This is a genomic window from Streptomyces sp. NPDC097107, assembly GCF_044762405.1.
GTDB classification, from domain to species: Bacteria; Actinomycetota; Actinomycetes; order Streptomycetales; family Streptomycetaceae; genus Streptomyces; species Streptomyces thinghirensis.
On record NZ_JBIWEF010000002.1, the window covers coordinates 487,134 to 512,788 of the forward strand.

Genomic DNA, 25,655 nt, shown 5'->3' on the forward strand with positions numbered 1-25,655 from the left:
CCCCTGTCGAGCCTATGACGATCGGTCGACTGTTGAGTACGGAACGTGACGACTTGGACCGAAGGGACGGACGCACGGTGCTCACAGAAACCGCCACGCCAGGAGACGAGCCGCAGCGAAGCGCTGAGCGGCACGCGGGACTCGACGGTGGTGAACCCGAACGCCGGCCGTTCACCGCGCAGTTCCCCTCGTCCCCGCGAGGCGCGCAGCTCGCCCGGCGTCACGCCGCCCGGTGGCTGGAAGACCGGGACCATCCACCGACGTCGGACGTGTCCTGCACCGCCGCCCTCGTCGTAGGAGAACTCGCGGCGAACGCCGTACAACACGGTCGAGTCCCCGGCCACGAGTTCGGTCTCCGGCTCACCCTCGACCGTGCCGCGGGCCTGCTACGGATCGAGGTCGACGACGCCGCCTCCGCGAAGCGGTTGCCCGCAGTCGCTCCCTCGTCACATCCCGAGGGCGAGTCCGGCCGAGGACTGCTCCTGGTGGACGTCCTGGCCGTGCGGTGGGGATCACTGCCGCGCCGCCCGGTCGGCAAGACGGTATGGGCCGAGCTGAGCGCAGGAGAGGAAGAGCGCCATGACGGAACACGACGAGTACGGCGACGGTAGCGGCAGGCACTGACGACGAGGGAAGAACCCCAGGAAACGAGTCAGGGACCCGACCCGCACTGCGGATCAGGCCCCTGGCCTGGTACTTCACTGTCGGGGTGGCGGGATTTGAACCCACGACCTCTTCGTCCCGAACGAAGCGCGCTACCAAGCTGCGCCACACCCCGATTGTCGCTGCTCGTCGCGGCGACGTCGTTTACTTTAGCCCACCGGCGGCCGGAGGCGAAATCCGGTTTACCAGCGGCGGCGGAGCGGGTTGGGGCGGATGTGGTCCAGGGCTACGAGGAGGACGCCCAGGGCGTAGAGGGCGAGGCCGAGGAGGAGAGTGTTGCCCAGGACACCCCTGTATCCGTGCTGGTCGACGTCGAGGAAGGGGTAGAGGTAGCGGCCCTGGGTGTCGGGGATGAGGAGCTCGCCGCGGGCCAGGGAGAAGGCCAGGTAGGCCAGGGGGCAGAGGAGCCACGCGGCGGCCTGGCGCAGGTGCAGGCGGCCGGGGGTGGTGAGCAGGAGCCAGTCCAGGGCAGCGGCGACGGGGACGGCCGTGTTCAGGAGGTGGGGCGCGACCGCGTGCCAGCCGGAGCCGGTGCCGTCCGTCACGGCGAAAGGACTGGTCGCGTTGGCCAGGAGCAGGTGGTGGACGAGCCCGGCGGCGACGACGTAGAGCAGGGCCGCGCCCGTGAGGGCCCCCGACAGCGGGCGGCGGGCGGACCAGGCGCGGCGGGCGGAGGCGATCAGGACCAGGACCAGCAGGATGCTGCTCTGCGTGGTGAAGTGGCTCAGGGGCCTGGTGACCGGCCCGGCCGTGAGGAGCTCGATGGTCACTCCCGTCACCGCCAGCAGCGCGGTGACGAGGCGGAAGACGGCGACCAGCGGGCGGCGCACGGGGGTCACGACGGCCGTGGCCGGGACGGGGGAGGGCAGCAGTCTGGGCGGGCCCGGGACCGCGGGGAGGTCCGGGATGTCCCTGGGTATCGGGGCTGTCATGGCCTCACGCTAGGCAGGCCGGACATACCGGGCTATACGGGTGGGCCATGTGGGCTACCCGCAGCCTGCGGGACCTGCGGGACCTGCGGGACCTGCGGGACCTGCGGACCTGGGACCTGGGACCTGCGGCACCTGCGGGACCTGCGGGACCTGGGACCTGCGAGACCTGCGGATCTCCGGGGATACGCGGCCTCCGGACCCCGTATCTCCCGACCCCGTTTCCCCGACCCTGGGCCCCCGACCCCGTTTCCCCGACCCTGGGCACCCGACCCTGGGCCCCCCGGCCCCGAGCCCCCCGGGCCCCGACCCCATGTCCCCCGGCCCACCCGAATGTGAGCCCCGCAGCCCCGCTACTCCCGCCCCACCAGCGTCAGCAGCGTCGCCTCCGGTGGGCAGGCGAAACGTACCGGGGTGTAGCGGTTCGTGCCGCAGCCCGCCGACACGTGGAGGTAGGCCGTACGGCCCTCGGCCGTGTGCGTCGACAGGCCCTTGACGCGCTCCGTGTCCAGGTCGCAGTTGGTGACCAGGGCGCCGTAGAAGGGGATGCACAGCTGGCCGCCGTGGGTGTGTCCGGCGAGGAGGAGGGGGTAGCCGTCCGCCGTGTAGGAGTCCAGGACGCGCAGGTACGGCGCGTGGACCACGCCCATCGAGAAGTCGGCCGTGCCGGAGGGGCCGCCGGCCACCTGCGCGTACCGGTCCCGCTTGATGTGCGGGTCGTCCAGGCCCGTCAGCTCGACGGACACGCCCTCGACCTTGAGCGTGCCGCGCGTGTTCGTGAGGTTCTGCCAGCCGGCGGCGTCGAAGCCGTCGCGGAGGTTCTCCCACGGGTTGTGGACGACGCCCTCGGCGGGCGCGTTTCCGTTCAGGCCGTGGCGGCCCTGGGCCTTCTCGATCAGGTACCGGGCGGGGTTGCGCAGCTTGGGACCGTAGTAGTCGTTGGAGCCGAAGACGTAGGCGCCCGGGAACTCCATCAGGGGGCCCAGGGCGTCCAGGACCTCCGGGACGCCCTCCGGGTCGGACAGGTTGTCGCCGGTGTTGATCACGAAGTCGGGGCGCAGGCCGGCCAGCGAGCGCAGCCAGCGCTGCTTCTTGCGCTGGCCGCCGACCATGTGGATGTCGGAGACCTGCAGCACGCGCAGGGGGCGCATCCCGGAGGGCAGGACGGGGACCGTCACCCGTCGCAGGCGGAACGAGCGGGCCTCGAAGCCCGCCGCGTAGACCAGACCGGCGGCGCCAACCGCCGTGATTCCCAGGGGTACTCCGTATCGCGCGCGCATACGTCCATCGTGTCAGAAGCGGCGGTGGGGGCCGACCGCATGTGGACAAGCCTGCAGGCCACTTCAATCAGCAGGCGCCCTTCCTCCCGCACCTGCGACAATCACTGCCATGACCACGCTCAAGTCGAAGCTGCAGGACGACCTCAACGCCGCGATCAAGGAGCGCGACGAGCTCCGCTCCTCCACGCTCCGGCTGACGCTCGCCGCGATCACCAAGGAGGAGGTCGCGGGGAAGGAGAAGCGGGAGCTCTCCGACGACGAGGTGCAGAAGGTGATCACCCGCGAGGCGAAGAAGCGCCGCGAGGCCGCGGACGCCTTCGCCCAGGGAGGCCGCCCCGAGAGCGCCGAGCGGGAGAAGGCGGAGGGCGAGGTACTCGCCGCCTACCTGCCGAAGCAGATGTCCGACGACGAGCTGAACGCGATCGTCGCGCAGGCCGTCGAGGAGGCGAAGGCGGCCGGTGCCGAGGGGCCGCGGGCCATGGGCGCCGTCATGAAGATCGTGAACCCGAAGGTAGCCGGGCAGGCCGAGGGCGGCCGGGTCGCCGCCGCGGTCAAGAAGCTGCTGGCGGGCTGAGCCGGCCCCACGCGGGCGACCGTACCGAGACGAAGACCGGCGGCCCCTTCCGGTGAGGAAGGGGCCGCCGGTCTTCGTCGTCGCTACGGGCCCTCAGCCGCGCCGGCCGCCGATGCCGTTGCCGCCATTGCCCTGTCCCTGGAAGAGGTTCCCCGGGAAGCCTCCGTCGGTGCCGCCGTTGTCCGTGCCGCCGTTGTCCGTGCCGCCGTCGCCGTTGTCCTCGTCACCGTTGCCGCCGTCGTCCCGGTCGCCGTCGTCGCCCCGGCCCTTGTCCTTCTCCCTGCTGTCCGGGATGTCGACGAGGTTGAACTCGGAGACCGGCTCGCCCTCCAGCGCGCCCGACATCATGTCGCCCCAGATCGGGCCGGGGACCGCGCCGCCGAAGACCTTGCCGTGCGGGACACCGCCGATGGAGATGTCGACCATCTTCCGCTCGTGCTTCGGGTCACCGACCCACACGGCGCCGGCGAGGTCCGGCGTGTAGCCCACGAACCACGCCGCGTAGCGCTCGTCCGTCGTACCGGTCTTACCGGCGCTCGGGCGGCTGTCGAGGCCGGCCTCCCGGCCCGTACCGTCCTCGACGACACCCTTGAGGAGCGTGTTGACGGTGTCGGCCGTGGTCTCGGACATGGCCCGGGAGCAGGTGGACTTCGGGACCTCGAGCGAATTGCTCTTGTTGCCGACCCGCTGGCTGATCGACTCGATGGCGACCGGCGTGCAGTACATGCCGCGCGAGGCGAAGGCCGCGTACGCGCTCGCCATGGTCAGCGGGGAGACCTCGGTGACGCCGAGGGCGATGGACGGCGTCTGCTCCAGCTTGTTGCCGTTGGCGCGCTGGACGCCCATCTTGTCCGCCATCTGCGTCACCGGGCAGATGCCGATGTCGCTGATCATCTGCACGTAGTAGGTGTTGACCGACTTGGCGGTCGCCTCCTTCATGTCGTACGGGCCGACCTCGGTCTCGTTCTCGTTCTCGAGCTCCGCGGGATTGTCCCGGTCGTTGAGCCACCGCTTGCCCTCACAGGCCGCGACCGGGCTCGGGTACTCCATCTCGTACGGCGAGGAGTACGACTTCGTCACCGGCATACCGCCCTCGAGGGCCGCCGCGGCCACGATCGGCTTGAACGTCGAACCGGGCTGGTAGCCCGCGCCGCCGCCCATGGCGTTGTCGACGGAGAGGTTGATCGTCGTCTCGCCCTGCTTGACGTCGATGCCGTACGGACGCGACTGGCCCATACCCACGATCTTGCCGGTGCCGGGCTCCACGATGGTGGCCGCGGTCGCCACGTCGTCGCTCGTGTAGACGTGGTCCTTGATCGACTGCTGTACCGACTTCTGGGCCTGCGGGTCGAGGGTCGTGCGGATCGTCAGACCGCCCTGGTTCCAGATCTTGGCCCGGTCCTCCTTGGTCTTGCCGAAGACCGGGTCGCTCAGGAACACCGCGCGGACGTAGTCGCAGAAGAAGCCCGCGCCCTTGACCGCGGTGATGCAGCCGTTCTTGGGCCGGCTGACCTTCAGCCCGAGCGGCGCATCCTTCGCCTTGTCGGCCTCCGCCTGGGAGATGTCGCCGACCTGCGCCATGCGCGTCAGGACCACGTTGCGCCGCTTGGTGGCCTCCGCCTCGTCGTTGACCGGGTCGTACCGGCTGGGCGACTGGACGATGCCGGCCAGGAGGGCGGACTCCTGGATGTTGAGGTCCTTTGCGGACTTGGAGAAGTAGCGCTGGGCGGCCGCCTCGACGCCGTAGGCCTGCTGGCCGAAGAACGTGATGTTCAGGTAGTTCTCGAGGATCTTCTTCTTGCCCAGCTCCTCCTCGACCTGGATCGCGAGCTTCAGCTCGCGGATCTTGCGGCCGATGGTCTGCTGGGTGGCCTGGGCGACCTTCGTCGGGTCGTCACCGGCCTCCTCCACGAAGACGTTCTTGACGTACTGCTGCGTGAGCGTGGACGCGCCCTCGGCGACCTCGCCGCTGCGCGCGTTCTTGTTGAGCGCGCGCAGTACGCCCTTCAGGTCGACCGCGCCGTGCTCGTAGAAGCGCGAGTCCTCGATCGCGACGATCGCCTTCTGCATGTACGGCGAGATGTCCTTGAGGGCCACCACCGTGCGGTCGCGTGAGTAGACCGTGGCGATGGTGCCGCCCTCGGCGTCGAGGATGGCGGTGCGCTGGCTCAGCGGGGGAGTCTTCAGGTTGGCCGGGAGAGCGTCGAAACTCTCCACCGACCCCTTGGCGGCCAGCCCCAGCGCGCCCACGGCGGGCAACGCGATGCCGGCCAGCACTGCTCCCGCGAGCACACTGACACCGAGGAACTTGGCGGCCTGCTGCGTTGGCGACAGACCACCGCCCGAGCGCTTCTTTGGCATGGAGGCAGCCTACGTTCTCATTCGCCGGACACGCGTATATGCCTTGGCCTAAGCTGCACTCAACGGTCACAGCAGTGAGGCCATGTATCAATACGTCCGGCGACCCCGAATCGTTCCGGATCTGCTCGACCTTTTTCTGAAGGGCCCCGCTGGGGGCGCGTTGGGGTGTACGGGCGCGTGCCACGGCGTGCGGGATGCGTGTCCGAATCCGCCTCGTGTGTCAATTGGTGTCCGTTGTGGCGCAATAGAGATGACCTGAATGCCGGGATCATCGCGAATGTCGCCGGCTCACTCCCCCGGGTGATCTGCCGCTTACCCATAGTCCGTTCGGGCCATTCAAGATTGGGCCCGAAGGGGGTGTTGCGCTGTGCCCACCTTCCGTAACGTCCTCAACTGGCGGCGGTGAATATGCCGCTGCCGCCGTGGGGGAGCCTCGATTCGGGAGAGGACGGCGCCGGTATGGGCTGGGTAACCGACTGGAGTGCGCAGGCTGCCTGCCGCACTACCGATCCGGACGAACTGTTCGTTCAGGGAGCAGCGCAGAACAGGGCCAAGGCGGTGTGCACCGGATGTCCGGTACGCACCGAGTGCCTGGCCGACGCGCTGGACAACCGCGTCGAGTTCGGCGTGTGGGGAGGCATGACGGAGCGGGAACGCCGCGCACTGCTGCGCCGGCGGCCCACCGTGACCTCCTGGCGCCGACTTCTGGAGACGGCGCGGACGGAGTACGAACGAGGGGCCGGCATCGTGTCCCTCGACGACGAGGAGATCTACGAGAACTACGCGGCCGTGGGCTGAGCCGGCCCGGGGACGGTTCCCCGGACCCGGACGTGCCGGGTCGTGGATGTGCCGGACGGATCAGAGGCCCGTCTCGGGCAGTTCGGGCCGGTCCGTCGCGAGACGGACGCCGATCTCCCGCAGCCCCGCGAGGTCGTGCACGTCGCCGGGCAGCGCGGCCACTTCGGTGACCGCCACCTCGGGGTGACGCGCGGTGAAGCGGTCACGCGTGCGCTGCTCGCGGGCGAGCAGATGCATCCGGTCCGCGTGCAGCCTCAGCAGGCCCGCGGTGAGCTGGTCGACGGAGCGCTCCGGTGTGCCGTCCGGCGGTGTGTCGTCCGGCGCGCCGCCCAGTGTGTCGTCCAGCGTGCCGTCCGTTGTGTCGGGAGCCTCCGGAGAGTGCTCGGGAGGGAACTCGGAAGAGGGCTCGGAAGAGTCTGAACTGCCGTACGGGTCGGGAGAGTTACGAACTCCTACTTTCCCGCCGTCCTGATCCACAATGCGGGGATCCTCAAGATTTTCCCCGGCAAGACTTTCCGCGGCGGCGAGCGCCCGCTCGGCCGACAGCCGGTCGGCGCCGCTGCCGTGGACCCGGTTGAGCACCAGGCCGGCGAGCGGCATGTCCTCGGCCGCCAGCCGCTCCACGAAGTACGCGGCCTCGCGCAGTGCGTCCCGCTCCGGGGCCGCGACCACCAGGAACGCCGTCCCCGGCGCCTGGAGCAGCTTGTACGTCGCGTCCGCGCGCGTACGGAAGCCGCCGAACATCGAGTCCATCGCGGCCACGAAGGTCTGCACGTCCTTCAGGAACTGCCCGCCCAGCACCTTCCCCAGGACGCCCGTCATCATCGACATGCCGACGTTCAGGAACTTCATGCCGGCCCGGCCGCCGACCTTCGCCGGGGCCAGCAGGACGCGGATCAGCTTGCCGTCCAGGAAGGAACCGAGACGCTTGGGGGCGTCCAGGAAGTCCAGCGCCGAGCGGGACGGCGGCGTGTCGACGACGATGAGATCCCACTCGTTCCGCGCCCTCAGCTGACCCAGCTTCTCCATCGCCATGTACTCCTGCGTGCCCGCGAAGCCCGCCGAGAGCGACTGGTAGAAGGGGTTGCCCAGGATCGCCGCCGCCCGCTCGGGATCCGCGTGCGCCTCGACGATCTCGTCGAAGGTGCGCTTCATGTCGAGCATCATGGCGTGCAGCTCACCGCCCGCCGAGTCGTCGACGCCCTTCACCCGGCGCGGGGTGTTGTCGAGCGAGTCGATGCCCATGGACTGGGCGAGCCGCCGGGCAGGGTCGATGGTGAGGACGACCACCTTGCGGCCCCGCTCGGCCGCACGCAGCCCCAGGGCCGCCGCGGTGGTCGTCTTGCCGACCCCGCCCGAGCCGCAGCACACCACGATGCGGGTCTTCGGGTCCTCCAGCAGCGGGTCGACGTCGAGCACGCGCGCGGGGGGGAGACGCCGCGCGCCCTCCTGGTGCCGGGCCGGGTCCGGACTCATGCGATCCCCTGCTTCCGCAGCTCGGTGGCCAGCTCGTACAGGCCCGCCAAATCCATGCCCTCGGCGAGCAGCGGGAGTTCGTGCAGCGGCAGGCCCAGCTCGCCGAGGACGCCCCGCTGCTCGGCCTCCAGCGCGTACCGCTCGGCGTACTCCTCGGCCTGCGCCAGCAGCGGATCCACCAGCCGCTCGGCGTGCCCGCCCCGCCGCGCCCCGCCGAGCCCGGCCCCCGACAGGGACCGGGCGAGTGCCGTACGCGGTGTGCTCCGTACGAGTTCCAGGCCGGCCGCGTCCAGCACCTCGGGCCGGACCATGTTGACCATGACCCGCCCCACCGGGAGCCGCGCGGACCGTAGCTCGGCGATGCCGTCCGCGGTCTCCTGGACCGGCATCTCCTCCAGCAGCGTCACCAGGTGCACGGCTGTCTCCCGCGACTTCAGCACCCTCATCACGGCCTGCGCCTGATTGTGTATCGGGCCGACCTTCGCGAGACCGGCCACCTCGTCGTTGACGTTGAGGAACCGCGTGATGCGGCCGGTGGGCGGGGCGTCCATGACGACGTAGTCGTACGCGAACCGTCCGCTCCTGTCCTTGCGCCGTACCGCCTCGCACGCCTTGCCGGTCAGCAGGACGTCCCTGACACCCGGCGCGATGGTGGTCGCGAAGTCGATCGCCCCGAGCTTCTTCAGCGCCCGCCCGGCGCTGCCCAGTTTGTAGAACATCTGGAGGTAGTCCAGAAGCGCCAGTTCGGGGTCGATGGCCAGGGCGTACACCTCCCCGCCCCCGGGAGCGACGGCGATCTTCCGCTCCTCATAAGGCAGCACTTCGGTTTCGAAGAGCTGCGCGATGCCCTGGCGACCCTCGACCTCGACGAGAAGCGCGCGCTTCCCCTCGGTGGCCAGGGCCAGCGCGAGGGCCGCGGCCACCGTGGTCTTGCCGGTTCCGCCCTTGCCGCTGACGACCTGGAGCCTGCTCACGTATTCGAGCGTAACCAGTCCGCGCGCCGAGTACGCCGGAGACTGTGGACAACGTGTGGAGAACGCCTCCCCGGGCGGCCGTCCGAAGGGGCCCGGGGCAACGGCTAGAGTCGGCCACATGACCAAGTGGGAATACGCAACCGTGCCGCTGCTCGTCCATGCCACGAAGCAGATTCTGGACACCTGGGGCGAGGACGGCTGGGAGCTCGTCCAGGTCGTGCCCGGGCCGAACAACCCCGAGCAGCTCGTGGCCTACCTGAAGCGGGAGAAGCAGGCATGAGCGCCGTCGAGGCGAAGCTGGCCGAGCTCGGCCTGACGCTGCCCGAGGTCGTCCCGCCGCTGGCCGCGTACCAGCCGGCCGTGCAGTCCGGCCCGTACGTCTACACCTCGGGCCAGCTGCCCATGGTGGAGGGCAAGCTTCCGGTCACCGGCAAAGTGGGCGCCGAGGTCACGCCGGAGGAGGCCAAGGAGCTGGCGCGCACCTGTGCGCTGAACGCCCTGGCCGCCGTGAAGTCCGTCGCCGGTGACCTCGACCGCATCGCGCGCGTGGTGAAGGTCGTGGGATTCGTCGCGTCCGCGTCCGACTTCACCGGCCAGCCGGCCGTGATCAACGGTGCCAGTGAACTCCTCGGTGAGGTGCTGGGCGACAAGGGCGTCCACGCCCGCAGCGCGGTCGGCGTGGCGGTACTGCCGCTGGACGCGCCGGTGGAGGTCGAGGTCCAGGTGGAGCTCGTCCAGGCGTAGGCAGGGGCGGCGCGAACGCGCGCAGGCGCGGTGCGGGGTGGGCGGGCGTTGCCGGCCCGGCAACAAACCTCGCCCTCGCCGCCTCCGCCCCGGCAGGATCGTCTCCGGTGCCGCGTGCGGGCGGGAGCCGGTCGATGGTTGCCGGCCGCGGTCCGTCCGGGCGCCGGACCGACCGTGTGCCCCAGGAGGAGCCGTGCCGCATCAGCCCGTGCCGCATCAGCCGCCCGTGACCGATCACCCGCCCGTGACCGATCACCCGCCCGTGGCCGATCAGCCGCCCGTGACCGATCGGCAGCCTGTGGCCGATCACCTGCCCGCGACCGATCGGCAGCTCGTGGCCGATCACCTGCCTGTGGCCGATCACCTGCCTGTGGCCGATCACCAGCCCGTGACCGATCACCAGCCCGTGACCGATCACCAGCCCGTGACCCATCACCGACCCGCGACCGACCGGCCCCCCGTGCACCGGCTGGTGCCCTCACCGGCCGGCCGGATCCATCTGGTGGAGCAGGGCAGCGGCCCGCTGGTCCTGCTCGTCCACGGCTTCCCCGAGTCCTGGTACTCCTGGCGCCGCCAGCTCCCCGCGCTGGCCGCCGCGGGCTTCCGCGCCGCCGCGATCGACGTGCGCGGCTACGGACGCTCCTCCAGGCCCGACGCGGTGGCGGCGTACCGGATGCTCGACCTGGTGGCGGACAACGTCGCCGTGGTGGAGGCGCTGGGCGAGCGGTCCGCCGTGATCGTCGGCCACGACTGGGGCGCGACCATCGCCGCGCACTCCGCGCTGCTGCGGCCCGACGTGTTCCGCGCGGTCGGCCTGCTGAGCGTGCCGTACACCCCGCCGGGCGGACCGAAGCCCAGCGAGGTCTTCGCCGGCATGAGTGACCCGGCCGGACCCTTCGCCGGGCAGGAGTTCTACGTCTCCTACTTCCAGGAGCCGGGCCGGGCCGAGGCGGAGATCGAGCCCGACGTACGCGGCTGGCTCGCCGGCTTCTACGCCGCCCTGTCCGCCGACACCATGCCCGCCCCGGAGGCGCCCGACCCGCACTTCGTCGCCCCCGGCGGCAGGCTGCGCGACCGGTTCCCGTCCGGCGGACGGCTGCCGTCCTGGCTGACCGAGGAGGAGCTGGACGTCTACGCCGGGGAGTTCGAGCGCACCGGTCTGACCGGCGCCCTCAACCGGTACCGGAACATGGACCGCGACTGGGCCGACCTCGCCGGCCACCGCGGCGCCCCGATCACCCAGCCGTCCCTGTTCCTCGGCGGCGGCCGGGACGCCTCCACCACCTGGCTGTCCGACGCGATCGAGGCGTATCCCACCACCCTGCCCGGCCTGAGCGCCTCGCACCTCCTCGACGGCTGCGGCCACTGGCTCCAGCAGGAGCGCCCCCAGGAGACGAACCGGCTGCTCACTGAGTGGCTGACCGCCCTGCCCTCCTGACGCCCGGCCGGCCCCGGGAGCCACTCGAACATCACCCCGTCACCGGATAGCCTCCGGCCATGGCGAACGGTCAGGCGAATGATCAGGCGGGCGGTCGGGCAGGCGGTCGGACGAATGGTCAGTGGTACCCGCCGGAGTGGCCGGACCGCATCCGCGCACTGGCGGCCGGCACCCTCACCCCCGTCACCCCGAAGCGCGCGGCCACCGTCATGCTCCTGAAGGACGCCGGTACCGGGCCCGCCGTGCACATGCTGCGGCGCCGGACCTCCATGGCGTTCGCCGGGGGCGCGTACGCCTATCCGGGCGGCGGGGTCGACCCGCGCGACGACGACCGTGACATCGGCTGGGCGGGCCCCACGCGCGCGTGGTGGGCGGACCGGCTCGGCGTCGACGAGGCGGGCGCCCAGGCGATCGTCTGCGCGGCCGTACGGGAGACGTACGAGGAGGCGGGCGTCCTGCTCGCCGGTCCGACCGGCGACTCCGTGGTCGGCGACACGACGGGCGCGGACTGGGAGGCGGACCGGGCCGCCCTGGTCGACCGTGAGCTGTCCTTCGCGGAGTTCCTGGACCGCAGGGGCCTCGTCCTGCGCTCCGACCTGCTGGGCGCCTGGGCCCGCTGGATCACCCCGGAGTTCGAGTCCCGGCGCTACGACACGTGGTTCTTCGTGGCCGCGCTCCCCGAGGGGCAGCGCACCCGCAACGCCTCCACGGAGGCCGACCGCACGGTGTGGATCACCCCGGGCGAGGCGGCGGCCGGGTACGACAAGGGCGAGCTGCTGATGATGCCGCCGACCATCGCGACCCTGCGCGGTCTCGCGGCGTGCGGTACGGCGGCGGAGGCGCTGGCGTCGGCTCCGGGCCGCGACATGACGCCCGTGCTGGCCCGGGCGCGGCTCGTCGGCGGCGAGATCGTGCTCTCCTGGCCGGGGCACGACGAGTTCACCAAGCACGTCCCGAGCACGGACACGGCCGCGCCTTCCGGTCCGGCGCCGGCGACACCTTCCGACCCGACCGGGGGAGCCCTCGAATGACGGACGCAGCAGCACTGCCCGGACAGCCGCGCGGCGGCGTCCTGTCGGGCCCGGCCACCGCGCGCGCGGTGAACGTCCTGGCACCCAACGCCTCCGCGATGACCCTGGACGGCACGAACACCTGGATCCTTGCCGAACCCGACTCCGACTTGGCCGTCGTGGTCGACCCGGGCCCCCTGGACGACGTCCACCTGCGGCATGTCGTCGACACGGCCGGGCGGGCGGGCAAGCGCGTCGCGCTGACGCTCCTGACGCACGGTCACCCGGACCACGCGGAGGGCGCCGCGCGTTTCGCCGAGCTGACGCGGACGAACGTGAGGGCCCTGGACCCGGCGCTGCGGCTGGGTGGCGAGGGGCTGGCCGCCGGTGACGTGATCGAGGTCGGCGGTCTGGAGCTGAGGGTTGTACCGACCCCCGGGCACACGGCCGACTCGCTGTGCTTCCATCTCCCGGCCGACCGGGCGGTCCTGACGGGCGACACGGTCCTGGGCCGGGGTACGACGGTGGTGGCCCACCCCGACGGCCGTCTCGGCGACTACCTGGACTCACTGCGCAGGCTCAGGTCGCTCACGGCCGACGACGGGGTGCAGACGGTGCTTCCGGGCCACGGCCCCGTCCTGGACGACGCACAGGGCGTCGTGGAGTACTACCTCGCCCACCGCGCCCATCGCCTCGCCCAGGTCGAGACGGCCGTGGAGGACGGCTACCGGACGCCGGGCGAGGTCGTCGCCCACGTGTACGCGGACGTCGACCGCTCACTGTGGCCGGCGGCGGAACTGTCGGTGCGGGCGCAGCTGGAGTACCTGGGCGAGCACGGGCTCATCCAGCTGCCCGATTGACGGCTGCCCTGCTGAGGCCTCCGACCGGGGCCTACGCGACCGGGGCCTACTCGACCGGGGCCGTCCGATCGAGCCGTGTCAGCGGGAGCGCTTGGCCAGCCGCTCCACGTCCAGCAGGATCACCGCGCGGGCCTCCAGGCGGAGCCAGCCGCGCTGGGCGAAGTCCGCGAGCGCCTTGTTGACCGTCTCGCGGGACGCGCCGACCAGCTGGGCCAGCTCCTCCTGCGTCAGGTCGTGCACGACGTGGATGCCCTCCTCGGACTGCACGCCGAAGCGGCGGGACAGGTCCAGCAGGGCCCGGGCGACACGGCCGGGGACGTCCGAGAAGACGAGGTCGGACATGGCGTCGTTGGTCTTGCGCAGGCGGCGCGCGACGGCGCGCAGCAGTGCGGTGGCCACCTCGGGGCGGACGTTCAGCCAGGGCTGGAGGTCGCCGTGCCCCAGGGCGAGCAGCTTGACCTCGGTCAAAGCGGTGCCGGTCGCCGTGCGCGGGCCCGGGTCGAACAGCGACAGTTCGCCGATCAGCTCGCTGGGGCCGACGACGGCCAGCATGTTCTCGCGTCCGTCGGGGGACGTGCGGTGAAGCTTGACCTTGCCCTCGGTGACCACATAGAGGCGGTCTCCGGGGTCCCCCTCGTGGAACAGTGTGTCGCCGCGGGCGAGGGTCACCTCACTCATGGAGGCGCGGAGCTCCGCGGATTGCTCGTCGTCGAGCGCCGCGAAGAGCGGGTTGCGCCGCAGAACGTCGTCCACGAGTTCTCTCCTTGTCGACCGGCTCAGAGGATCATGTTCCCCCGGTGTACCAGGGGTCCGTGGTGCCCATTTTGCCGGACAGTCCAAACAGTGTGATCTGTCACAAGGATGCCGCACTGGTGTCCTGGGGTACGCGGCAGGGGTCCAATTGGGCGCCGATCTTCGGGGCCCGGGGCGGATGTCGGTGCCGGGCCGTACGCTGGCCGAGTGTCCAAATCGCCGGTGAGAGCACAGGCCGAGGGGGCTGCGCGGGTGGGTGTACGTCGCGATTCCGCTGTGGGCGAACAGGGCCCCGATGGCGGTAGGAAAACGGCGAAAGCGACAAAGAAGGCGGCCCCTGCCAAGAGGGTGACTGCGCAGGAGGGTGCCGTGAAGAAGAAGGCCGAGAAGAGCATCAGGAAGCAGGCGCCCGCCAAGAAGCCCGCCGTCGCCCCGAAGAAGGCCGCGGCCGCCGTCAAGGGCGTCGCCGCGGCGAAGACCGTCGCCCCGAGTGCGCCGCGCGGCGAGTCGCGCACCGCGCTGGTGCGCCGCGCCCGCCGTATCAACCGCGAACTCGCGGAGGTCTTCCCGTACGCGCACCCGGAGCTGGACTTCGAGAACCCGTTCCAGCTGGTCGTGGCCACGGTGCTGTCCGCCCAGACCACCGACCTGCGCGTCAACCAGACGACGCCCGGCCTCTTCGCCAAGTACCCCACCCCTGAGGACCTGGCCGCCGCCGACCCCGAGGAGGTCGAGGAGATCCTGCGCCCGACCGGCTTCTTCCGGGCCAAGACCAAGTCGGTCATAGGGCTGTCCAAAGCCCTGGTGGAGGACTTCGGCGGCGAGGTCCCCGGGCGCCTCGAAGACCTCGTGAAGCTGCCCGGTGTCGGCCGCAAGACCGCCTTCGTCGTCCTCGGCAACGCGTTCGGGCGGCCCGGCATCACCGTGGACACGCACTTCCAGCGCCTGGTGCGCCGGTGGCAGTGGACCGCCGAGTCCGACCCGGACAAGATCGAGGCCGCCGTCGGCGCGCTCTTCCCCAAGAGCGACTGGACGGACCTCTCCCACCACGTGATCTGGCACGGCCGCCGGATCTGCCACGCCCGCAAACCCGCCTGCGGCGCCTGCCCCATCGCCCCGCTCTGCCCGGCGTACGGCGAGGGCGAGACGGACCCGGAGAAGGCGGAGAAGTTGCTGAAGTACGAGAAGGGCGGCTTCCCCGGTCAGCGTCTGAACCCTCCGCAGGCCTATCTGGACGCGGGCGGGAAACCGGCGCCGCCGCTGGGGGCGGCCGGGTGACGGAACGATCTCGGTGGCCTCGGGCGTTGGAATCGGCAGGACGGGGGTGGCTATGACGCGGGCGAGCGACACACAGGGGCACACCCGGGGCGGGATCCTCAGCAAGGAGGGTCTGCCGGGCTGGCTGGATCCGGTGGTGCGGGCCGTCGAGACGGTACGCCCCGACCAGCTGAGCCGCTTTCTGCCGCCGGAGGACGGAGCCGGGCGCCAGTCCGCCGTCCTGATCCTCTTCGGCGAGGGCGCGGCCGGTGCCGGCCCCGAGCTGCTGCTCATGGAGCGGGCCGGCTCCCTGCGCTCACACCCCGGCCAGCCGGCCTTCCCGGGCGGCGCCCTCGACCCCGACGACGGCGATCCGCAGGGCGACGGGCCGTTGCGGGCCGCCCTGCGCGAGGCCGAGGAGGAGACCGGGCTCGACCCGGCCGGCGTGCAGCTCTTCGGCGTCCTGCCCAAGCTCTACATCCCGGTCAGCGGCTTCGTCGTCTCGCCGGTCCTGGCCTGGTGGCGCGAGCCCACCCCGGTGGGCGTCGTCGATCCGAACGAGACGGCGCGCGTCTTCACCGTCCCCGTGGCGGATCTCACGGACCCCGCGAACAGGGTCACCACGATTCATCCGAGTGGTCACCGAGGCCCGGCATTCCTGGTCGAATCGGCGCTCGTGTGGGGCTTCACCGCGGGCATCATCGACCGGTTGCTGCACTTCGCGGGCTGGGAGCGGCCCTGGGACAGGGAGAAGCAGGTCCCGCTGGACTGGCGGTCATGACAGGGTGACCGGTGTGAGCGTAGGACGACAAGGCGGGGCTTGAATCAGTGAACGTGCTGGACATCCTGTTGCTGCTGGCCGCCGTCTGGTTCGCGATCGTCGGATACCGCCAGGGCTTCGTCGTCGGCATCCTGTCGGTGACCGGTTTCCTCGGCGGCGGTCTCGTCGCCGTCTATCTGCTGCCGGTGCTCTGGGACGCCCTGACGGACAACGCGGAGGTGAGTACGACCGCCGCCGTCGTCGCGGTCGTCGTCGTCATCGTCTGCGCCTCCGTCGGCCAGGCCCTGACCACCCACCTCGGCAACAAGCTGCGCCGGTACATCACCTGGTCCCCGGCCCGCGCCCTGGACGCCACCGGCGGCGCCCTGGTCAACATCGTGGCGATGCTCCTGGTCGCCTGGCTGATCGGCTCCGCCCTCGCGGGCACCACGCTGCCGACGCTCGGCAAGGAGGTCCGCAGCTCCACCGTGCTGCAGGGTGTCTCCAGGGCGCTGCCCGCACGGGCCGACACCTGGTTCGCGGACTTCTCCTCCGTCCTCGCGCAGAACGGCTTCCCGCAGGTCTTCAGCCCGTTCTCCAACGAGCAGATCCCCGAAGTCCAGCCGCCCGACCCGGCGCTGGCGAACAGCCCGGTCGCCACCCGTGCCAAGCGCTCCATCGTCAAGGTCATGGGCACCGCCGCCGACTGCGGCAAGGTCCTGGAGGGCACCGGCTTCGTCTTCGCCGACCGCCGCGTCATGACCAACGCCCATGTCGTGGGCGGCGTCGACGAGCCCACGGTGCAGATAGGCGGCGAGGGCAGGAAGTACGACGCGACGGTCGTCCTCTACGACTGGCGGCGCGACATCGCCGTACTGGACGTGCCGGAACTGAACGCTCCCGCGCTGCGGTTCACCGACGAGGACGCCGCCCGCGACGACGGCGCGATCGTCGCGGGCTTCCCGGAGAACGGGGCGTACGACGTCCGGGCCGCGCGCGTGCGCGGGCGCATCACGGCCAACGGTCCGGACATCTACCACCGCGACACCGTCCGCCGCGACGTCTACTCGCTGTTCGCGACCGTCCGTCAGGGCAACTCCGGGGGACCGCTGCTGACGCCCGGGGGCGAGGTCTACGGCGTGGTCTTCGCCAAGTCCCTGGACGACGCCGAGACCGGCTACGCGCTCACCGTGGACGAGATCCGCGAGGACATCGCCGAGGGCCGCACCGCGAACCAGCAGGTGGACAGCGACAGCTGCGCCCTCTAGGCCGACAGGGCCTGGGAACGGGAACCCGGCGGCGCGAGTCGCGCGGGCGCCGGCCCGGTCAGCTCACGCCGCGTGGATGGCGCAGGCGCACGGAGACCCAGCGGGCCCGGCGGCGCAGGATGCGCGGAATGCCCACCCGTGGGTCCGCCCCCGCCAGTTGCGGGGTGCCTCCTCGTCGGTGGGTGCTGCTCGCGCCGCTCGTGGAGCGGCCGTCGCGTGCTACGTCACTGTAGTCGTGCGTCCAGCCCATACCCGGACGTGTGCCCCCACCCCAAGGTCGATAACCGTTCTCGGTGCCCCCAATTGGCCTATGCGTCGGGCAAGTGGCCGCTCATAGGACAAGCGTTCCGGTTCGGATACCGGGAGCGTTCGTTCGGTCACCGATCGGGTTCGGGATCCTTCAGCCAATTGATCAGTTCGGTGGAGAACGCGACCGGATCCTCTTCGTGCGGGAAGTGCCCGAGACCGTCGAACAGCCGCCAGCGGTAGGGCGCTTCGACGTACTGCCCGGACCCTGCCGCGCTCCGCGTCCGCATCACGGGGTCCAGCGAACCGTGCAGATGCAGGGTCGGCACGCGCACCGGCCGCTTCATACGGCGGTAGAACTGGATGCCGTCCGGACGCGCCAGGGAGCGCACCATCCAGCGGTACGGCTCGACGGAGCAATGGGCCGTGGAGGGGATGCACATGGCCCGGCGGTAGATCTCCACCGCCTCGTCGTCCAAGGGGCGCGGCCCCGACCAGTCGTGGATCAGCCGCCCTACCAGCGCGCCGTCGTCCGCGGTCAGTTGGCGCTCCGGGACCCAGGGGCGCTGGAAGCCCCAGATGTAGGACCCCGCCCGGGTCTGACGGACGTCCCCGAGCATGGCCGAGCGCCAGCGCCGGGGATGCGGCATGGACGAGACCGCGAGCCGCCGTACGAGCTTGGGCCGCATCGCGGCGGCCGTCCAGGCCAGGTAGCCGCCCAGGTCGTGGCCGACCAGCGCGGCGTCCGGCTCGCCGAGCGAGCGGACCACGCCGGTGATGTCGAGGGCGAGGCCGGCGGGGTCGTAACCGCGTGGGGTGCGGTCGCTGCCGCCGACGCCGCGCAGGTCCATGGCGACGGCGCGGAAACCGGCGTCCGCGAGGGCCACCAGTTGGTGCCGCCAGGTCCACCAGAACTGGGGGAAGCCGTGCAGCAGGAGCACCAGCGGCCCGTCACCCAGTTCGGCGATGTGGAAGCGGGCGCCGTTGGCGGCGACGTCCCGGTGGGTCACCTCGTGCCCGCCCGGGACGTCGTGCCGTACGACCGAGGTGGGTTGTTGCGCCGAAGGGGGTTGTCCCGAGGGGGGTTGTCCCGAGGGGGACTGTCCCGAAGGGATGGAGGAGCCCGTCATGAGGACGAGCGTGCCACAGCCTCGATGGTTTCGGGGGACCGGTCCGCGGGCAGTTCCGGCCGCGGGTGCGGCTTGGCGTTCTGCAGGACGCCCGCCGACTGCTTCACGGACGCGGCGACCTTCTGCGGGCCGCGGCCCTTCTTGGCCTTCTTCGCGAAGACGATGCCGATCAGTGCGAGGAGCGCGGCGAGGAGGACGTTCGCCGCGAAGGACAGCAGGAAGCAGACCGCCAGGTTCCAGTCGCTCCAGGTCCGGATGGCGTAGGCCAGCGCGAAGCTCAGCATCGGCAGCGAGAACAGGAGGACCGCACCGGCCAGCGAGAACGCGCCGCCGCTGGTCGCCCCGCGCTTGACGTCCTGCCTCAGCTGCGCCTTGGCCAACGCGATCTCGTCGTGCACGAGCGCCGACAAGTCGGTGGTCGCCGAGGCGAACAGCTGACCGATGCTGCGTTCGGTGCCGACCGGGCTGCCGTCGGGTGCGCTCATCGCGGTCTCCCTCTTCTGCTGGCTCATCTGCGTACGGTTCCGTGGCTGTCGTGTGCTGCCCGCCTGCTGCGGCCCGACCGCGTACGGTCCGTCTCTCGTACCGTCTCGTCAGATCATGCCGGACGGTCGCCCTCATCGCCTGCCCCGCCGGGCACTTCGGCAAGCCCGTGGCGTTCCTGGGTCTTCTCGCGGGCGAGCCGGCGGTGCTCGGCGGCCTTCTTGTCGTGGATGGCGGCCATGCGCAGGTGGTACGCCGGGTCGTCCTCCTCGTAGACGTCCGGGATGCCGCTGAGGTCCTCGTCGCGCTCCTCGGCCTCGGTCATGCGCCGGTACTTGGCGTTGCGCACCTTCAGCAGCACCGTGGCCAGGAGCGCCGCCATCAGGGAGCCGACCAGGACGGCGGCCTTGACCTGGCCGGTCATCGCCGCGTCGTCCTCGAAGGCCAGCTCGCCGATGAGCAGTGAGACGGTGAACCCGATGCCGGCCAGGGTCGACACCGCGAACACGTCGGCCCATTCCAGGTCGTCGCTGAGCGAGGCCTTGGTGAAGCGTGCCGTCAGCCAGGTGCCGCCGAAGATGCCCAGCGTCTTGCCGACCACGAGCCCGAGCACGACACCGAGGGTTTCCGGCTTGGTGAACACGTCGGCGAGCGCGCCGCCCGAGAGCGCGACGCCCGCACTGAACAGCGCGAACAGCGGCACGGCCAGGCCCGCCGACAGGGGCCGCACGAGGTGCTCGATGTGCTCGCCCGGGGAGTGCCGCTCACCTTCGCGGGTGTGGCAGCGCAGCATCAGCCCCATCGCGACGCCGGCGATGGTGGCGTGGATGCCGCTGTTGTACATCAGCCCCCAGATCACCAGGCCGAGCGGGACGTACACGTACCAGCCGCGTACGCCCTTGCGGAGCAGCAGCCAGAAGACGCCGAGACCGACGACCGCGCCGCCGAGCGCGGCGAAGTTGAGCGACTCGGTGAAGAAGACGGCGATGATCAGGATCGCGAACAGGTCGTCGACGACGGCGAGCGTCAGCAGGAAGGCGCGCAGGGCGCTCGGCAGGGACGTGCCGATGACGGCGAGTACGGCGAGCGCGAACGCGATGTCGGTGGCGGTGGGCACGGCCCAGCCGGCCAGGGAGCCGCCGCCCGCGGAGCTGGTGACCGTGTAGACGATCGCGGGTATGGCCATGCCGCACAGCGCCGCCACCACAGGGAGCGCGGCGGCCTTCGGGTCCTTGAGGTCACCGGCGACCAGCTCGCGCTTGAGCTCGATGCCGGCGACGAAGAAGAAGATGGCGAGCAGTCCGTCGGCGGCCCAGTGGGCGACCGACAGGTCCAGGCCGAGGGCCGCGGGGCCGAAGTGGAAGTCGCTGACGCTCTCGTAGCTGTCGCCCAGCGCCGGTATGTTCGCCCACACCAGCGCGGCGACCGCGGCGACGAGCAGCAGCACACCGCCGACCGTCTCGGTGCGCAGCGCTTCCGCGACGTAGTTCCGCTCTGGGAGGGACAGGCGTCCGAAGGCCTTGCGGGGGGTGTGGGGCGCGGTCACAGGGAGAACCTCCGGTTGGTGGGCAGCACGAAACGCTTGCCGACCAGACTTCCCGGCACACCATGAGGATCTTCGAGGGGCCTTCGAGGATCTTGACTTCGAGGATCTTGTTGACTCTCTTACGCTTTCATTACCCTACCTAAACTGCGGCGAGGGTGCCGGGTGATCTCCGTGACGGTGCGTAACGGGGCACTCCATGCGAAAAGGGCACCCGGTGCGGTTCTCGCCGGGTGCCCTCGGAGCGGGCGGTTCAGTCCTCGCTGGACGCCGCCGGGAGCTTCGTCTGGATGAGATCCATGACGGTGGAGTCGGTCAGGGTGGTGACATCCCCGAGCTGCCGGTTCTCCGCCACGTCGCGCAGCAGGCGCCGCATGATCTTGCCGGAGCGGGTCTTGGGCAGCTCGGCCACCGGCAGGATCCGCTTGGGCTTGGCGATCGGGCCGAGGGCGGCGCCGACGTGGTTGCGCAGCTCGCCGACCAGGGTCTCGGTCTCCGCGGCCGTGCCGCGCAGGATCACGAAGGCCACGATGGCCTGCCCGGTCGTTTCGTCCGCCGCGCCGACCACGGCCGCCTCGGCGACCGACGGGTGGGAGACGAGGGCCGACTCGACCTCGGTGGTGGAGATGTTGTGCCCGGAGACGAGCATCACGTCGTCCACGCGGCCCAGCAGCCAGATGTCGCCGTCGTCGTCCTTCTTGGCGCCGTCACCCGCGAAGTACTTGCCTTCGAAGCGCGACCAGTACGTGTCGATGAACCGCTGGTCGTCGCCCCAGATGGTGCGCAGCATCGACGGCCACGGTTCGGTGAGGACCAGGTAGCCGCCACCGCCGTTCGGCACCTCGTTGGCCTCGTCGTCGATGACGGTGGCGGAGATACCGGGCAGCGCGCGCTGGGCGGAGCCCGGCTTGGCCTCCGTGACGCCCGGCAGCGGCGTGATCATCATCGCGCCGGTCTCGGTCTGCCACCAGGTGTCGACGACCGGGGTGGCGTCGGCGCCGATGTTCTTGCGGTACCAGATCCACGCCTCGGGGTTGATCGGCTCGCCGACCGATCCGAGGACGCGCAGGGACGACAGGTCGAACTTCGCGGGGATGTCGTCGCCCCACTTCATGAACGTCCGGATCGCGGTGGGCGCGGTGTAGAGGATGGAGACCTTGTACTTCTGCACGATCTCCCAGAAGCGGCCCTGGTGCGGGGTGTCCGGGGTGCCCTCGTACATGACCTGCGTCGCGCCGTTGGCGAGCGGGCCGTAGACGATGTACGAGTGGCCGGTGACCCAGCCGACGTCGGCGGTGCACCAGTAGACGTCGGTCTCCGGCTTGAGGTCGAAGATCGCCCAGTGCGTGTACGCCGTCTGCGTGAGGTAGCCGCCGGAGGTGTGCAGGATGCCCTTGGGCTTACCCGTCGTACCGGACGTGTACAGGATGAACAGCGGGTGCTCCGCCTCGAACGCCTCCGGCGTGTGCTCGGCGGACTGCCCCTCGACGGTCTCGTGCCACCACTTGTCGCGGGAGTCGTCCCAGGCGACCTCCTGGCCGGTGCGGCGGACGACGAGCACGTGCTCGACGATGCCCGCGCGCTCGACGGCCTCGTCGACGGCCGGCTTGAGCGCGGACGGCTTGCCGCGCCGGTAGCCGCCGTCGGCGGTGATGACGACGCGGGCGTCGGCGTCCTGGATGCGGGTGGCGAGGGCGTCCGCGGAGAAGCCGCCGAAGACCACCGAGTGGGCGGCGCCGATCCGGGCGCAGGCCAGCATCGCGATCGCCGTCTCCGGGATCATCGGCATGTAGACGGCGACCCGGTCGCCCTTCTGCACGCCCAGCTCCAGCAGGGCGTTGGCCGCCTTGGAGACCTCGTCCTTGAGCTGGGCGTAGGTGATGGCGCGGCTGTCGCCGGGCTCGCCCTCGAAGTGGATGGCGACCCGGTCGCCGTTCCCGGCCTCCACGTGCCGGTCCACGCAGTTGTGGGCGACGTTGAGCTTGCCGTCCTTGAACCACTTGGCGAACGGCGGGTTCGACCAGTCCAGGGTCTCGGTCGGCTCCTCGGCCCAGCTCAGCCGGCGGGCCTGCTCGGCCCAGAAGCCGAGCCGGTCGGCCTTGGCCTGTTCGTACGCCTCCGCCGTGACGTTGGCGTTCGCGGCCAGGTCGGCGGGGGGCGCGAACCTGCGCTCTTCCTTGAGCAGGTTGGAGAGGGAGGAATTCTCGCTCACTGTCCCATCTCCTCCCTCAGCAGGTTGGCCAAGGATTCGTTGCTCACGACATCTCCCATTCTCAGGGTTGTCCGTTGTGTCCCAGGCCACAGCTCATCAGACCCGGGGGGCCGGTGACAAGGGTCGACGGGCAATTGGTTTAGACCTGTCTGGCGCTCGTCTGCCTTCGTGGCCAGTGGTCACCCGTACCCACGGACGCCGACGGCGCGGGGTTCAGGGTCTGTAAGACCGCTCACACTCCCCGCGCCTCGGCCCGCCGTGTAGCTCAGGCGGTCAGGTCGGTCTCCAGCACCAGCTCGAACACTCCGGCCCCGGAGTCCTCGGAGAGCAGGTACGCCTGGGCCTCGCCCACGTGGAAGTACATGCCGTGCAGCTCCAGGTCGCCCGCGCCCAGTGCCCGGGACACCGCGTCGTGGGCGCGCAGGTGCTCCAACTGCTGGACCACGTTGGCCAGGCAGAGCTGCTCGGCCGCGTCGGCGGACCGGCGTCCGGCCAGACGGGGCCGGGACGTCTCGTCCTCCGCCATGCGTTCCAGGCTCGGCAGCGCGTGCCGCAGCCACCGCTTGAGCGGGGTCTGCGCGCCCCCGGGCTCGGCGCTGAGCAGCGCCTGCATGGCCCCGCAACCGGAGTGCCCGCACACCGTGATGGACCGCACCTTCAGGATGTCCACCGCGTACTCGATCGCGGCGGCCACCGAGTCGTCGCCGCTCTCCTCGCAGGGCAGCGGCACGAGATTGCCCACGTTGCGCACGACGAAGAGGTCACCGGGGCCGCTGGAGGTGATCATCGATGTGACCACCCGCGAGTCGGCGCAGGTCAGGAACAGCTGAGAGGGCTGCTGCCCCTCGCGAGCCAGCCGGGCCAGCTCACCGCGCACCAGCGGGGCGGTGTTGCGCTGGAACGCGCTGATGCCGCGGGCCAGTTCCCGTCCGCTGGGCCCGTTGGGGCTGTTCGGTCTGTTGGGCGCGTCGAGCCTGCCGGTTGTGCCCTTTCTGCCGGTCTTGCCGCTCGTCCCGGGCGCGTCGGGCCGTCCGGCTGATCCGTTGGCTCCGTTGGCTCCGTTGGGCCCGCTCGGACCGGTCGCCGCGTCGGCGTTCTCTCCGGTGGCGTCCTGCCGGTCCGTGCCGGGCGGGGGCGCCGACTGCGGGGGTGCCGGCCGCTGGGGTTCGCACTGGTGATTGCGCCAGGGCGTCCAGGGGCGGCAGCGGCAGCCGTCCAGGTCGGCCGGTTCGGAGATACGGGTGCCGGGCCGGCGGCCGGTGATGTCGACGGAGCCGCCCTGCGCGGTGTGCGTCCTCTGCCAGTCCTGCAGTGTCTCGTACGCCGCGTGGTCCATGAACGAGCCGTCCAACTCCACTACGGCATGCGCACCCTGGGGGACGTGGTGCAGGACCCGGCTGAGCCTCGGCACCGCGAGGAACGTCAACTGGCCTCGGACATGTACGTGATGGACTCCTTCCGACTCGTCGTGCGTGATCCGGGTGCGGGTCAGGCGGTGCAGGGCGACGCCGACGGCCACGGCGATGCCCAGCGCGACGCCCTCCAGGACACCGAAGAACACCACGCCGCAGGTGGTGACCGCGTAGACCAGAACCTCACGGTGGCGGGTCACCGTGCGGATGTGGTTCAACGAGACCATCTTGAGGCCGACGGCCATGACCAGGGAGGCCAGCGCGGCGAGCGGGATGAGCTCCAGGGCCGGGACCAGCAGCAGTGCGGCGATCACTACGAGAACGCCGTGCAGCATCGTGGAGTTCCGGCTGACGGCGCCCGCGGCCACATTGGCGGAACTGCGCACGGCCACACCGGCGATGGGCAGTCCGCCGAGCGACCCGGAGACGATGTTGGCGGCGCCCTGTCCGAGCAGCTCGCGGTCGAGGTCGGAGCGCTTGACGCGGCCGGTCGGGCCGGGCCGGGCGGCGACCAGCTTGTCCACGGCGACCGCGCCGAGCAGGGACTGCACACTGCACACCAGCGTGGTCGTGAGGACGGCCGCGACGAGTCCCAGCACCGGGCCCTCGGGCAGCGTGGCCAAGGCGTGGCTGCTCCAGGACGGCAGGTCGACCTTGGGCAGGCGGAGCCCGGCGAGGGCCGCGACCACGGTGGCTCCGGCGACGGCGATCAGGGCGGCGGGGAGCTTGCCCAGGAGCCGGCCGGCCCGCCCGGGTACCCGCGGCCAGAGCAGCAGCAGGGACAGGGTCAGCACGCTCACCGCGAGGTCGGCCGGTCTGGGGCTCGCCAGCTGGGCGGGCAGGGCCCGCAGGTTGTCGGGCACGGAACTCTGCGGGGTGCCGCCGAGGACGATGTGCAACTGGGCGACGGCGATGGTGACGCCGATGCCGGCGAGCATGCCGTGCACGATGGCGGGGCTGACGGCGAGCGCGGAACGCGCCACGCGCAGACAGCCGAGACCCAGCTGGGCGAGGCCGGCGAACACGGTGATGGCGCAGGTGGTGCGCCATCCGTAGCGCACGATGAGGTCGGCGGTGACCACGGTGAGTCCGGCGGCCGGGCCGCTGACCTGGAGCGGGCAGCCGCCGAGCCAGCCGACGACGATCCCGCCCACGGCGGCGGCGACGAGGCCGGCCTGGAGGGGGGCGCCGGTGGCGAGGGCGATGCCGAGAGAGAGGGGCAGGGCGATCAGGAAGACGGCGATCGAGGCCGACAGGTCGGCACCCGCGACACGGAAGCGCCGAGGGCCGCCGGGCGGCGGGCTGTGCGGTGGATGGACGTGTTCGGTAGGGGCCGAATCGGCACGGGCGGGGACGCAGGCAGACATGTTTTCCCGTCTCCTCCGGGGCTGCGCGGTCGCGGTCATGGTCGGTCCCCCGCTGGACGGGGGCGGTTCGCGGCCGTGGGTCACGGCGTACAGCGGCGGGATGCCCGAGCGCTCGCT

The 25,655-nt window shown here is 71.2% G+C and carries 23 protein-coding genes and 1 tRNA gene; 11 read left to right on the forward strand and 13 right to left on the reverse strand.

The window, feature by feature from the left end; all coding sequences use genetic code 11:
• Positions 1-77: 77 nt before the first annotated feature.
• A complete protein-coding gene (locus ACIQ1J_RS05985; RefSeq protein WP_403554446.1) occupies positions 78-611 on the forward strand; it encodes an ATP-binding protein in 534 nt (177 codons plus the stop codon).
• Positions 612-704: 93 nt separating this feature from the next.
• Here ACIQ1J_RS05985 and ACIQ1J_RS05990 read toward each other — a convergent pair.
• From ACIQ1J_RS05990 to ACIQ1J_RS06000, 3 genes are all read right to left on the reverse strand, one after another.
• Positions 705-778 (reverse strand) — tRNA-Pro (locus ACIQ1J_RS05990).
• Positions 779-845: 67 nt separating this feature from the next.
• Positions 846-1,595 carry a Pr6Pr family membrane protein gene (locus ACIQ1J_RS05995; protein ID WP_403554448.1) on the reverse strand — a complete coding sequence of 250 codons (750 nt, stop codon included), beginning with the start codon at positions 1,593-1,595 and terminating at the stop codon, positions 846-848.
• Between the two features lie 350 nt (positions 1,596-1,945).
• A complete protein-coding gene (locus ACIQ1J_RS06000) occupies positions 1,946-2,872 on the reverse strand; it encodes a metallophosphoesterase (protein WP_403554450.1) in 927 nt (308 codons plus the stop codon).
• Between the two features lie 109 nt (positions 2,873-2,981).
• Between ACIQ1J_RS06000 and ACIQ1J_RS06005 the strand changes: the two genes are divergently transcribed.
• Complete coding sequence (locus tag ACIQ1J_RS06005; RefSeq protein WP_121748291.1) at positions 2,982-3,446, forward strand: GatB/YqeY domain-containing protein; 465 nt, start codon at positions 2,982-2,984, stop codon at positions 3,444-3,446.
• Between the two features lie 93 nt (positions 3,447-3,539).
• Here the strand turns inward: ACIQ1J_RS06005 and ACIQ1J_RS06010 are convergent, their stop codons facing one another.
• Positions 3,540-5,807 (reverse strand): transglycosylase domain-containing protein, encoded by a 2,268-nt coding sequence (locus tag ACIQ1J_RS06010; RefSeq protein ID WP_403554452.1) that lies wholly within the window; start codon positions 5,805-5,807, stop codon positions 3,540-3,542.
• A gap of 459 nt (positions 5,808-6,266) precedes the next feature.
• Between ACIQ1J_RS06010 and wblA the strand changes: the two genes are divergently transcribed.
• Positions 6,267-6,605 (forward strand): transcriptional regulator WblA, encoded by a 339-nt coding sequence (gene wblA / locus ACIQ1J_RS06015; protein WP_210964072.1) that lies wholly within the window; start codon positions 6,267-6,269, stop codon positions 6,603-6,605.
• Positions 6,606-6,665: 60 nt separating this feature from the next.
• Here wblA and ACIQ1J_RS06020 read toward each other — a convergent pair whose 3' ends face one another.
• The gene (locus tag ACIQ1J_RS06020; protein WP_403554455.1) at positions 6,666-8,081 is read right to left on the reverse strand and encodes an ArsA family ATPase; all 1,416 of its coding nucleotides are present in this window, start codon (positions 8,079-8,081) and stop codon (positions 6,666-6,668) included.
• On the reverse strand, positions 8,078-9,055 hold the full coding sequence (locus ACIQ1J_RS06025) for an ArsA-related P-loop ATPase (RefSeq protein WP_403554457.1): 978 nt from the start codon (positions 9,053-9,055) through the stop codon (positions 8,078-8,080). The genes ACIQ1J_RS06020 and ACIQ1J_RS06025 overlap by 4 nt, the downstream gene beginning before the upstream one ends.
• 118 nt (positions 9,056-9,173) lie before the next feature.
• Between ACIQ1J_RS06025 and ACIQ1J_RS06030 the strand changes: the two genes are divergently transcribed.
• From ACIQ1J_RS06030 to ACIQ1J_RS06050, 5 genes are all read left to right on the forward strand, one after another.
• Entirely contained in the window at positions 9,174-9,335 is a 162-nt protein-coding gene (locus ACIQ1J_RS06030; protein WP_003975360.1) for a DUF4177 domain-containing protein, read from the forward strand.
• On the forward strand, positions 9,332-9,799 hold the full coding sequence (locus ACIQ1J_RS06035) for a RidA family protein (protein ID WP_210964067.1): 468 nt from the start codon (positions 9,332-9,334) through the stop codon (positions 9,797-9,799). The genes ACIQ1J_RS06030 and ACIQ1J_RS06035 overlap by 4 nt, the downstream gene beginning before the upstream one ends.
• Positions 9,800-10,223: 424 nt before the next feature.
• Positions 10,224-11,237 (forward strand): alpha/beta hydrolase, encoded by a 1,014-nt coding sequence (locus ACIQ1J_RS06040; protein ID WP_307852260.1) that lies wholly within the window; start codon positions 10,224-10,226, stop codon positions 11,235-11,237.
• 59 nt (positions 11,238-11,296) lie between these two features.
• Positions 11,297-12,268, forward strand: a complete 972-nt coding sequence (locus ACIQ1J_RS06045; RefSeq protein WP_403554460.1) for an NUDIX hydrolase — start codon at positions 11,297-11,299, stop codon at positions 12,266-12,268.
• A complete protein-coding gene (locus ACIQ1J_RS06050; RefSeq protein WP_403554462.1) occupies positions 12,265-13,107 on the forward strand; it encodes an MBL fold metallo-hydrolase in 843 nt (280 codons plus the stop codon). The genes ACIQ1J_RS06045 and ACIQ1J_RS06050 overlap by 4 nt, the downstream gene beginning before the upstream one ends.
• A 78-nt stretch (positions 13,108-13,185) precedes the next feature.
• Here the strand turns inward: ACIQ1J_RS06050 and ACIQ1J_RS06055 are convergent, their stop codons facing one another.
• Positions 13,186-13,860, reverse strand: a complete 675-nt coding sequence (locus ACIQ1J_RS06055) for a Crp/Fnr family transcriptional regulator (protein WP_003975365.1) — start codon at positions 13,858-13,860, stop codon at positions 13,186-13,188.
• Positions 13,861-14,136: 276 nt separating this feature from the next.
• Between ACIQ1J_RS06055 and nth the strand changes: the two genes are divergently transcribed.
• From nth to ACIQ1J_RS06070, 3 genes are read left to right on the forward strand one after another with little or no spacing between them, the layout of a single operon-like run.
• Complete coding sequence (gene nth / locus ACIQ1J_RS06060) at positions 14,137-15,138, forward strand: endonuclease III (protein ID WP_403554464.1); 1,002 nt, start codon at positions 14,137-14,139, stop codon at positions 15,136-15,138.
• A 52-nt stretch (positions 15,139-15,190) separates the two neighbouring features.
• Positions 15,191-15,898, forward strand: coding sequence for an NUDIX hydrolase (locus ACIQ1J_RS06065; RefSeq protein ID WP_403554466.1), 708 nt, complete (start codon positions 15,191-15,193; stop codon positions 15,896-15,898).
• 47 nt (positions 15,899-15,945) lie between these two features.
• Positions 15,946-17,145, forward strand: a complete 1,200-nt coding sequence (locus tag ACIQ1J_RS06070) for a MarP family serine protease (protein WP_403554468.1) — start codon at positions 15,946-15,948, stop codon at positions 17,143-17,145.
• A gap of 58 nt (positions 17,146-17,203) precedes the next feature.
• Here ACIQ1J_RS06070 and ACIQ1J_RS06075 read toward each other — a convergent pair whose 3' ends face one another.
• The 6 genes from ACIQ1J_RS06075 to ACIQ1J_RS06100 all read right to left on the reverse strand — a co-directional run bounded on the left by ACIQ1J_RS06075 (position 17,204) and on the right by ACIQ1J_RS06100 (position 25,538).
• Positions 17,204-17,395 carry a hypothetical protein gene (locus tag ACIQ1J_RS06075; RefSeq protein ID WP_247697331.1) on the reverse strand — a complete coding sequence of 64 codons (192 nt, stop codon included), beginning with the start codon at positions 17,393-17,395 and terminating at the stop codon, positions 17,204-17,206.
• A gap of 127 nt (positions 17,396-17,522) precedes the next feature.
• Positions 17,523-18,521 (reverse strand): alpha/beta fold hydrolase, encoded by a 999-nt coding sequence (locus tag ACIQ1J_RS06080; RefSeq protein ID WP_403554470.1) that lies wholly within the window; start codon positions 18,519-18,521, stop codon positions 17,523-17,525.
• Positions 18,518-19,006, reverse strand: coding sequence for a phage holin family protein (locus tag ACIQ1J_RS06085; protein ID WP_403554819.1), 489 nt, complete (start codon positions 19,004-19,006; stop codon positions 18,518-18,520). Before ACIQ1J_RS06085 ends, ACIQ1J_RS06080 begins: the two co-directional genes overlap by 4 nt.
• A 113-nt stretch (positions 19,007-19,119) precedes the next feature.
• On the reverse strand, positions 19,120-20,550 hold the full coding sequence (nhaA, locus tag ACIQ1J_RS06090) for a Na+/H+ antiporter NhaA (protein ID WP_403554472.1): 1,431 nt from the start codon (positions 20,548-20,550) through the stop codon (positions 19,120-19,122).
• Between the two features lie 250 nt (positions 20,551-20,800).
• Positions 20,801-22,759: an acetate--CoA ligase gene (acs, locus tag ACIQ1J_RS06095; protein WP_403554479.1), complete on the reverse strand. Its 1,959-nt coding sequence runs from the start codon at positions 22,757-22,759 to the stop codon at positions 20,801-20,803.
• Positions 22,760-23,024: 265 nt separating this feature from the next.
• A complete protein-coding gene (locus ACIQ1J_RS06100; RefSeq protein WP_403554481.1) occupies positions 23,025-25,538 on the reverse strand; it encodes a SulP family inorganic anion transporter in 2,514 nt (837 codons plus the stop codon).
• Positions 25,539-25,655: the final 117 nt, after the last annotated feature.

Bases quoted from the DNA above. Each gene is read 5' to 3' on its own strand.
- ACIQ1J_RS05995 (WP_403554448.1), bottom strand. From the start codon at position 1,595: ATGACAGCCCCGATACCCAGGGACATCCCGGACCTCCCCGCGGTCCCG.
- ACIQ1J_RS06000 (WP_403554450.1), bottom strand. From the start codon at position 2,872: ATGCGCGCGCGATACGGAGTACCCCTGGGAATCACGGCGGTTGGCGCC.
- ACIQ1J_RS06005 (WP_121748291.1), top strand. From the start codon at position 2,982: ATGACCACGCTCAAGTCGAAGCTGCAGGACGACCTCAACGCCGCGATC.
- ACIQ1J_RS06010 (WP_403554452.1), bottom strand. From the start codon at position 5,807: ATGCCAAAGAAGCGCTCGGGCGGTGGTCTGTCGCCAACGCAGCAGGCC.
- wblA (WP_210964072.1), top strand. From the start codon at position 6,267: ATGGGCTGGGTAACCGACTGGAGTGCGCAGGCTGCCTGCCGCACTACC.
- ACIQ1J_RS06020 (WP_403554455.1), bottom strand. From the start codon at position 8,081: ATGAGTCCGGACCCGGCCCGGCACCAGGAGGGCGCGCGGCGTCTCCCC.
- ACIQ1J_RS06030 (WP_003975360.1), top strand. From the start codon at position 9,174: ATGACCAAGTGGGAATACGCAACCGTGCCGCTGCTCGTCCATGCCACG.
- ACIQ1J_RS06035 (WP_210964067.1), top strand. From the start codon at position 9,332: ATGAGCGCCGTCGAGGCGAAGCTGGCCGAGCTCGGCCTGACGCTGCCC.
- ACIQ1J_RS06045 (WP_403554460.1), top strand. From the start codon at position 11,297: ATGGCGAACGGTCAGGCGAATGATCAGGCGGGCGGTCGGGCAGGCGGT.
- ACIQ1J_RS06050 (WP_403554462.1), top strand. From the start codon at position 12,265: ATGACGGACGCAGCAGCACTGCCCGGACAGCCGCGCGGCGGCGTCCTG.
- ACIQ1J_RS06065 (WP_403554466.1), top strand. From the start codon at position 15,191: ATGACGCGGGCGAGCGACACACAGGGGCACACCCGGGGCGGGATCCTC.
- ACIQ1J_RS06075 (WP_247697331.1), bottom strand. From the start codon at position 17,395: ATGGGCTGGACGCACGACTACAGTGACGTAGCACGCGACGGCCGCTCC.
- ACIQ1J_RS06080 (WP_403554470.1), bottom strand. From the start codon at position 18,521: ATGACGGGCTCCTCCATCCCTTCGGGACAGTCCCCCTCGGGACAACCC.
- ACIQ1J_RS06085 (WP_403554819.1), bottom strand. From the start codon at position 19,006: ATGAGCGCACCCGACGGCAGCCCGGTCGGCACCGAACGCAGCATCGGT.
- ACIQ1J_RS06100 (WP_403554481.1), bottom strand. From the start codon at position 25,538: ATGTCTGCCTGCGTCCCCGCCCGTGCCGATTCGGCCCCTACCGAACAC.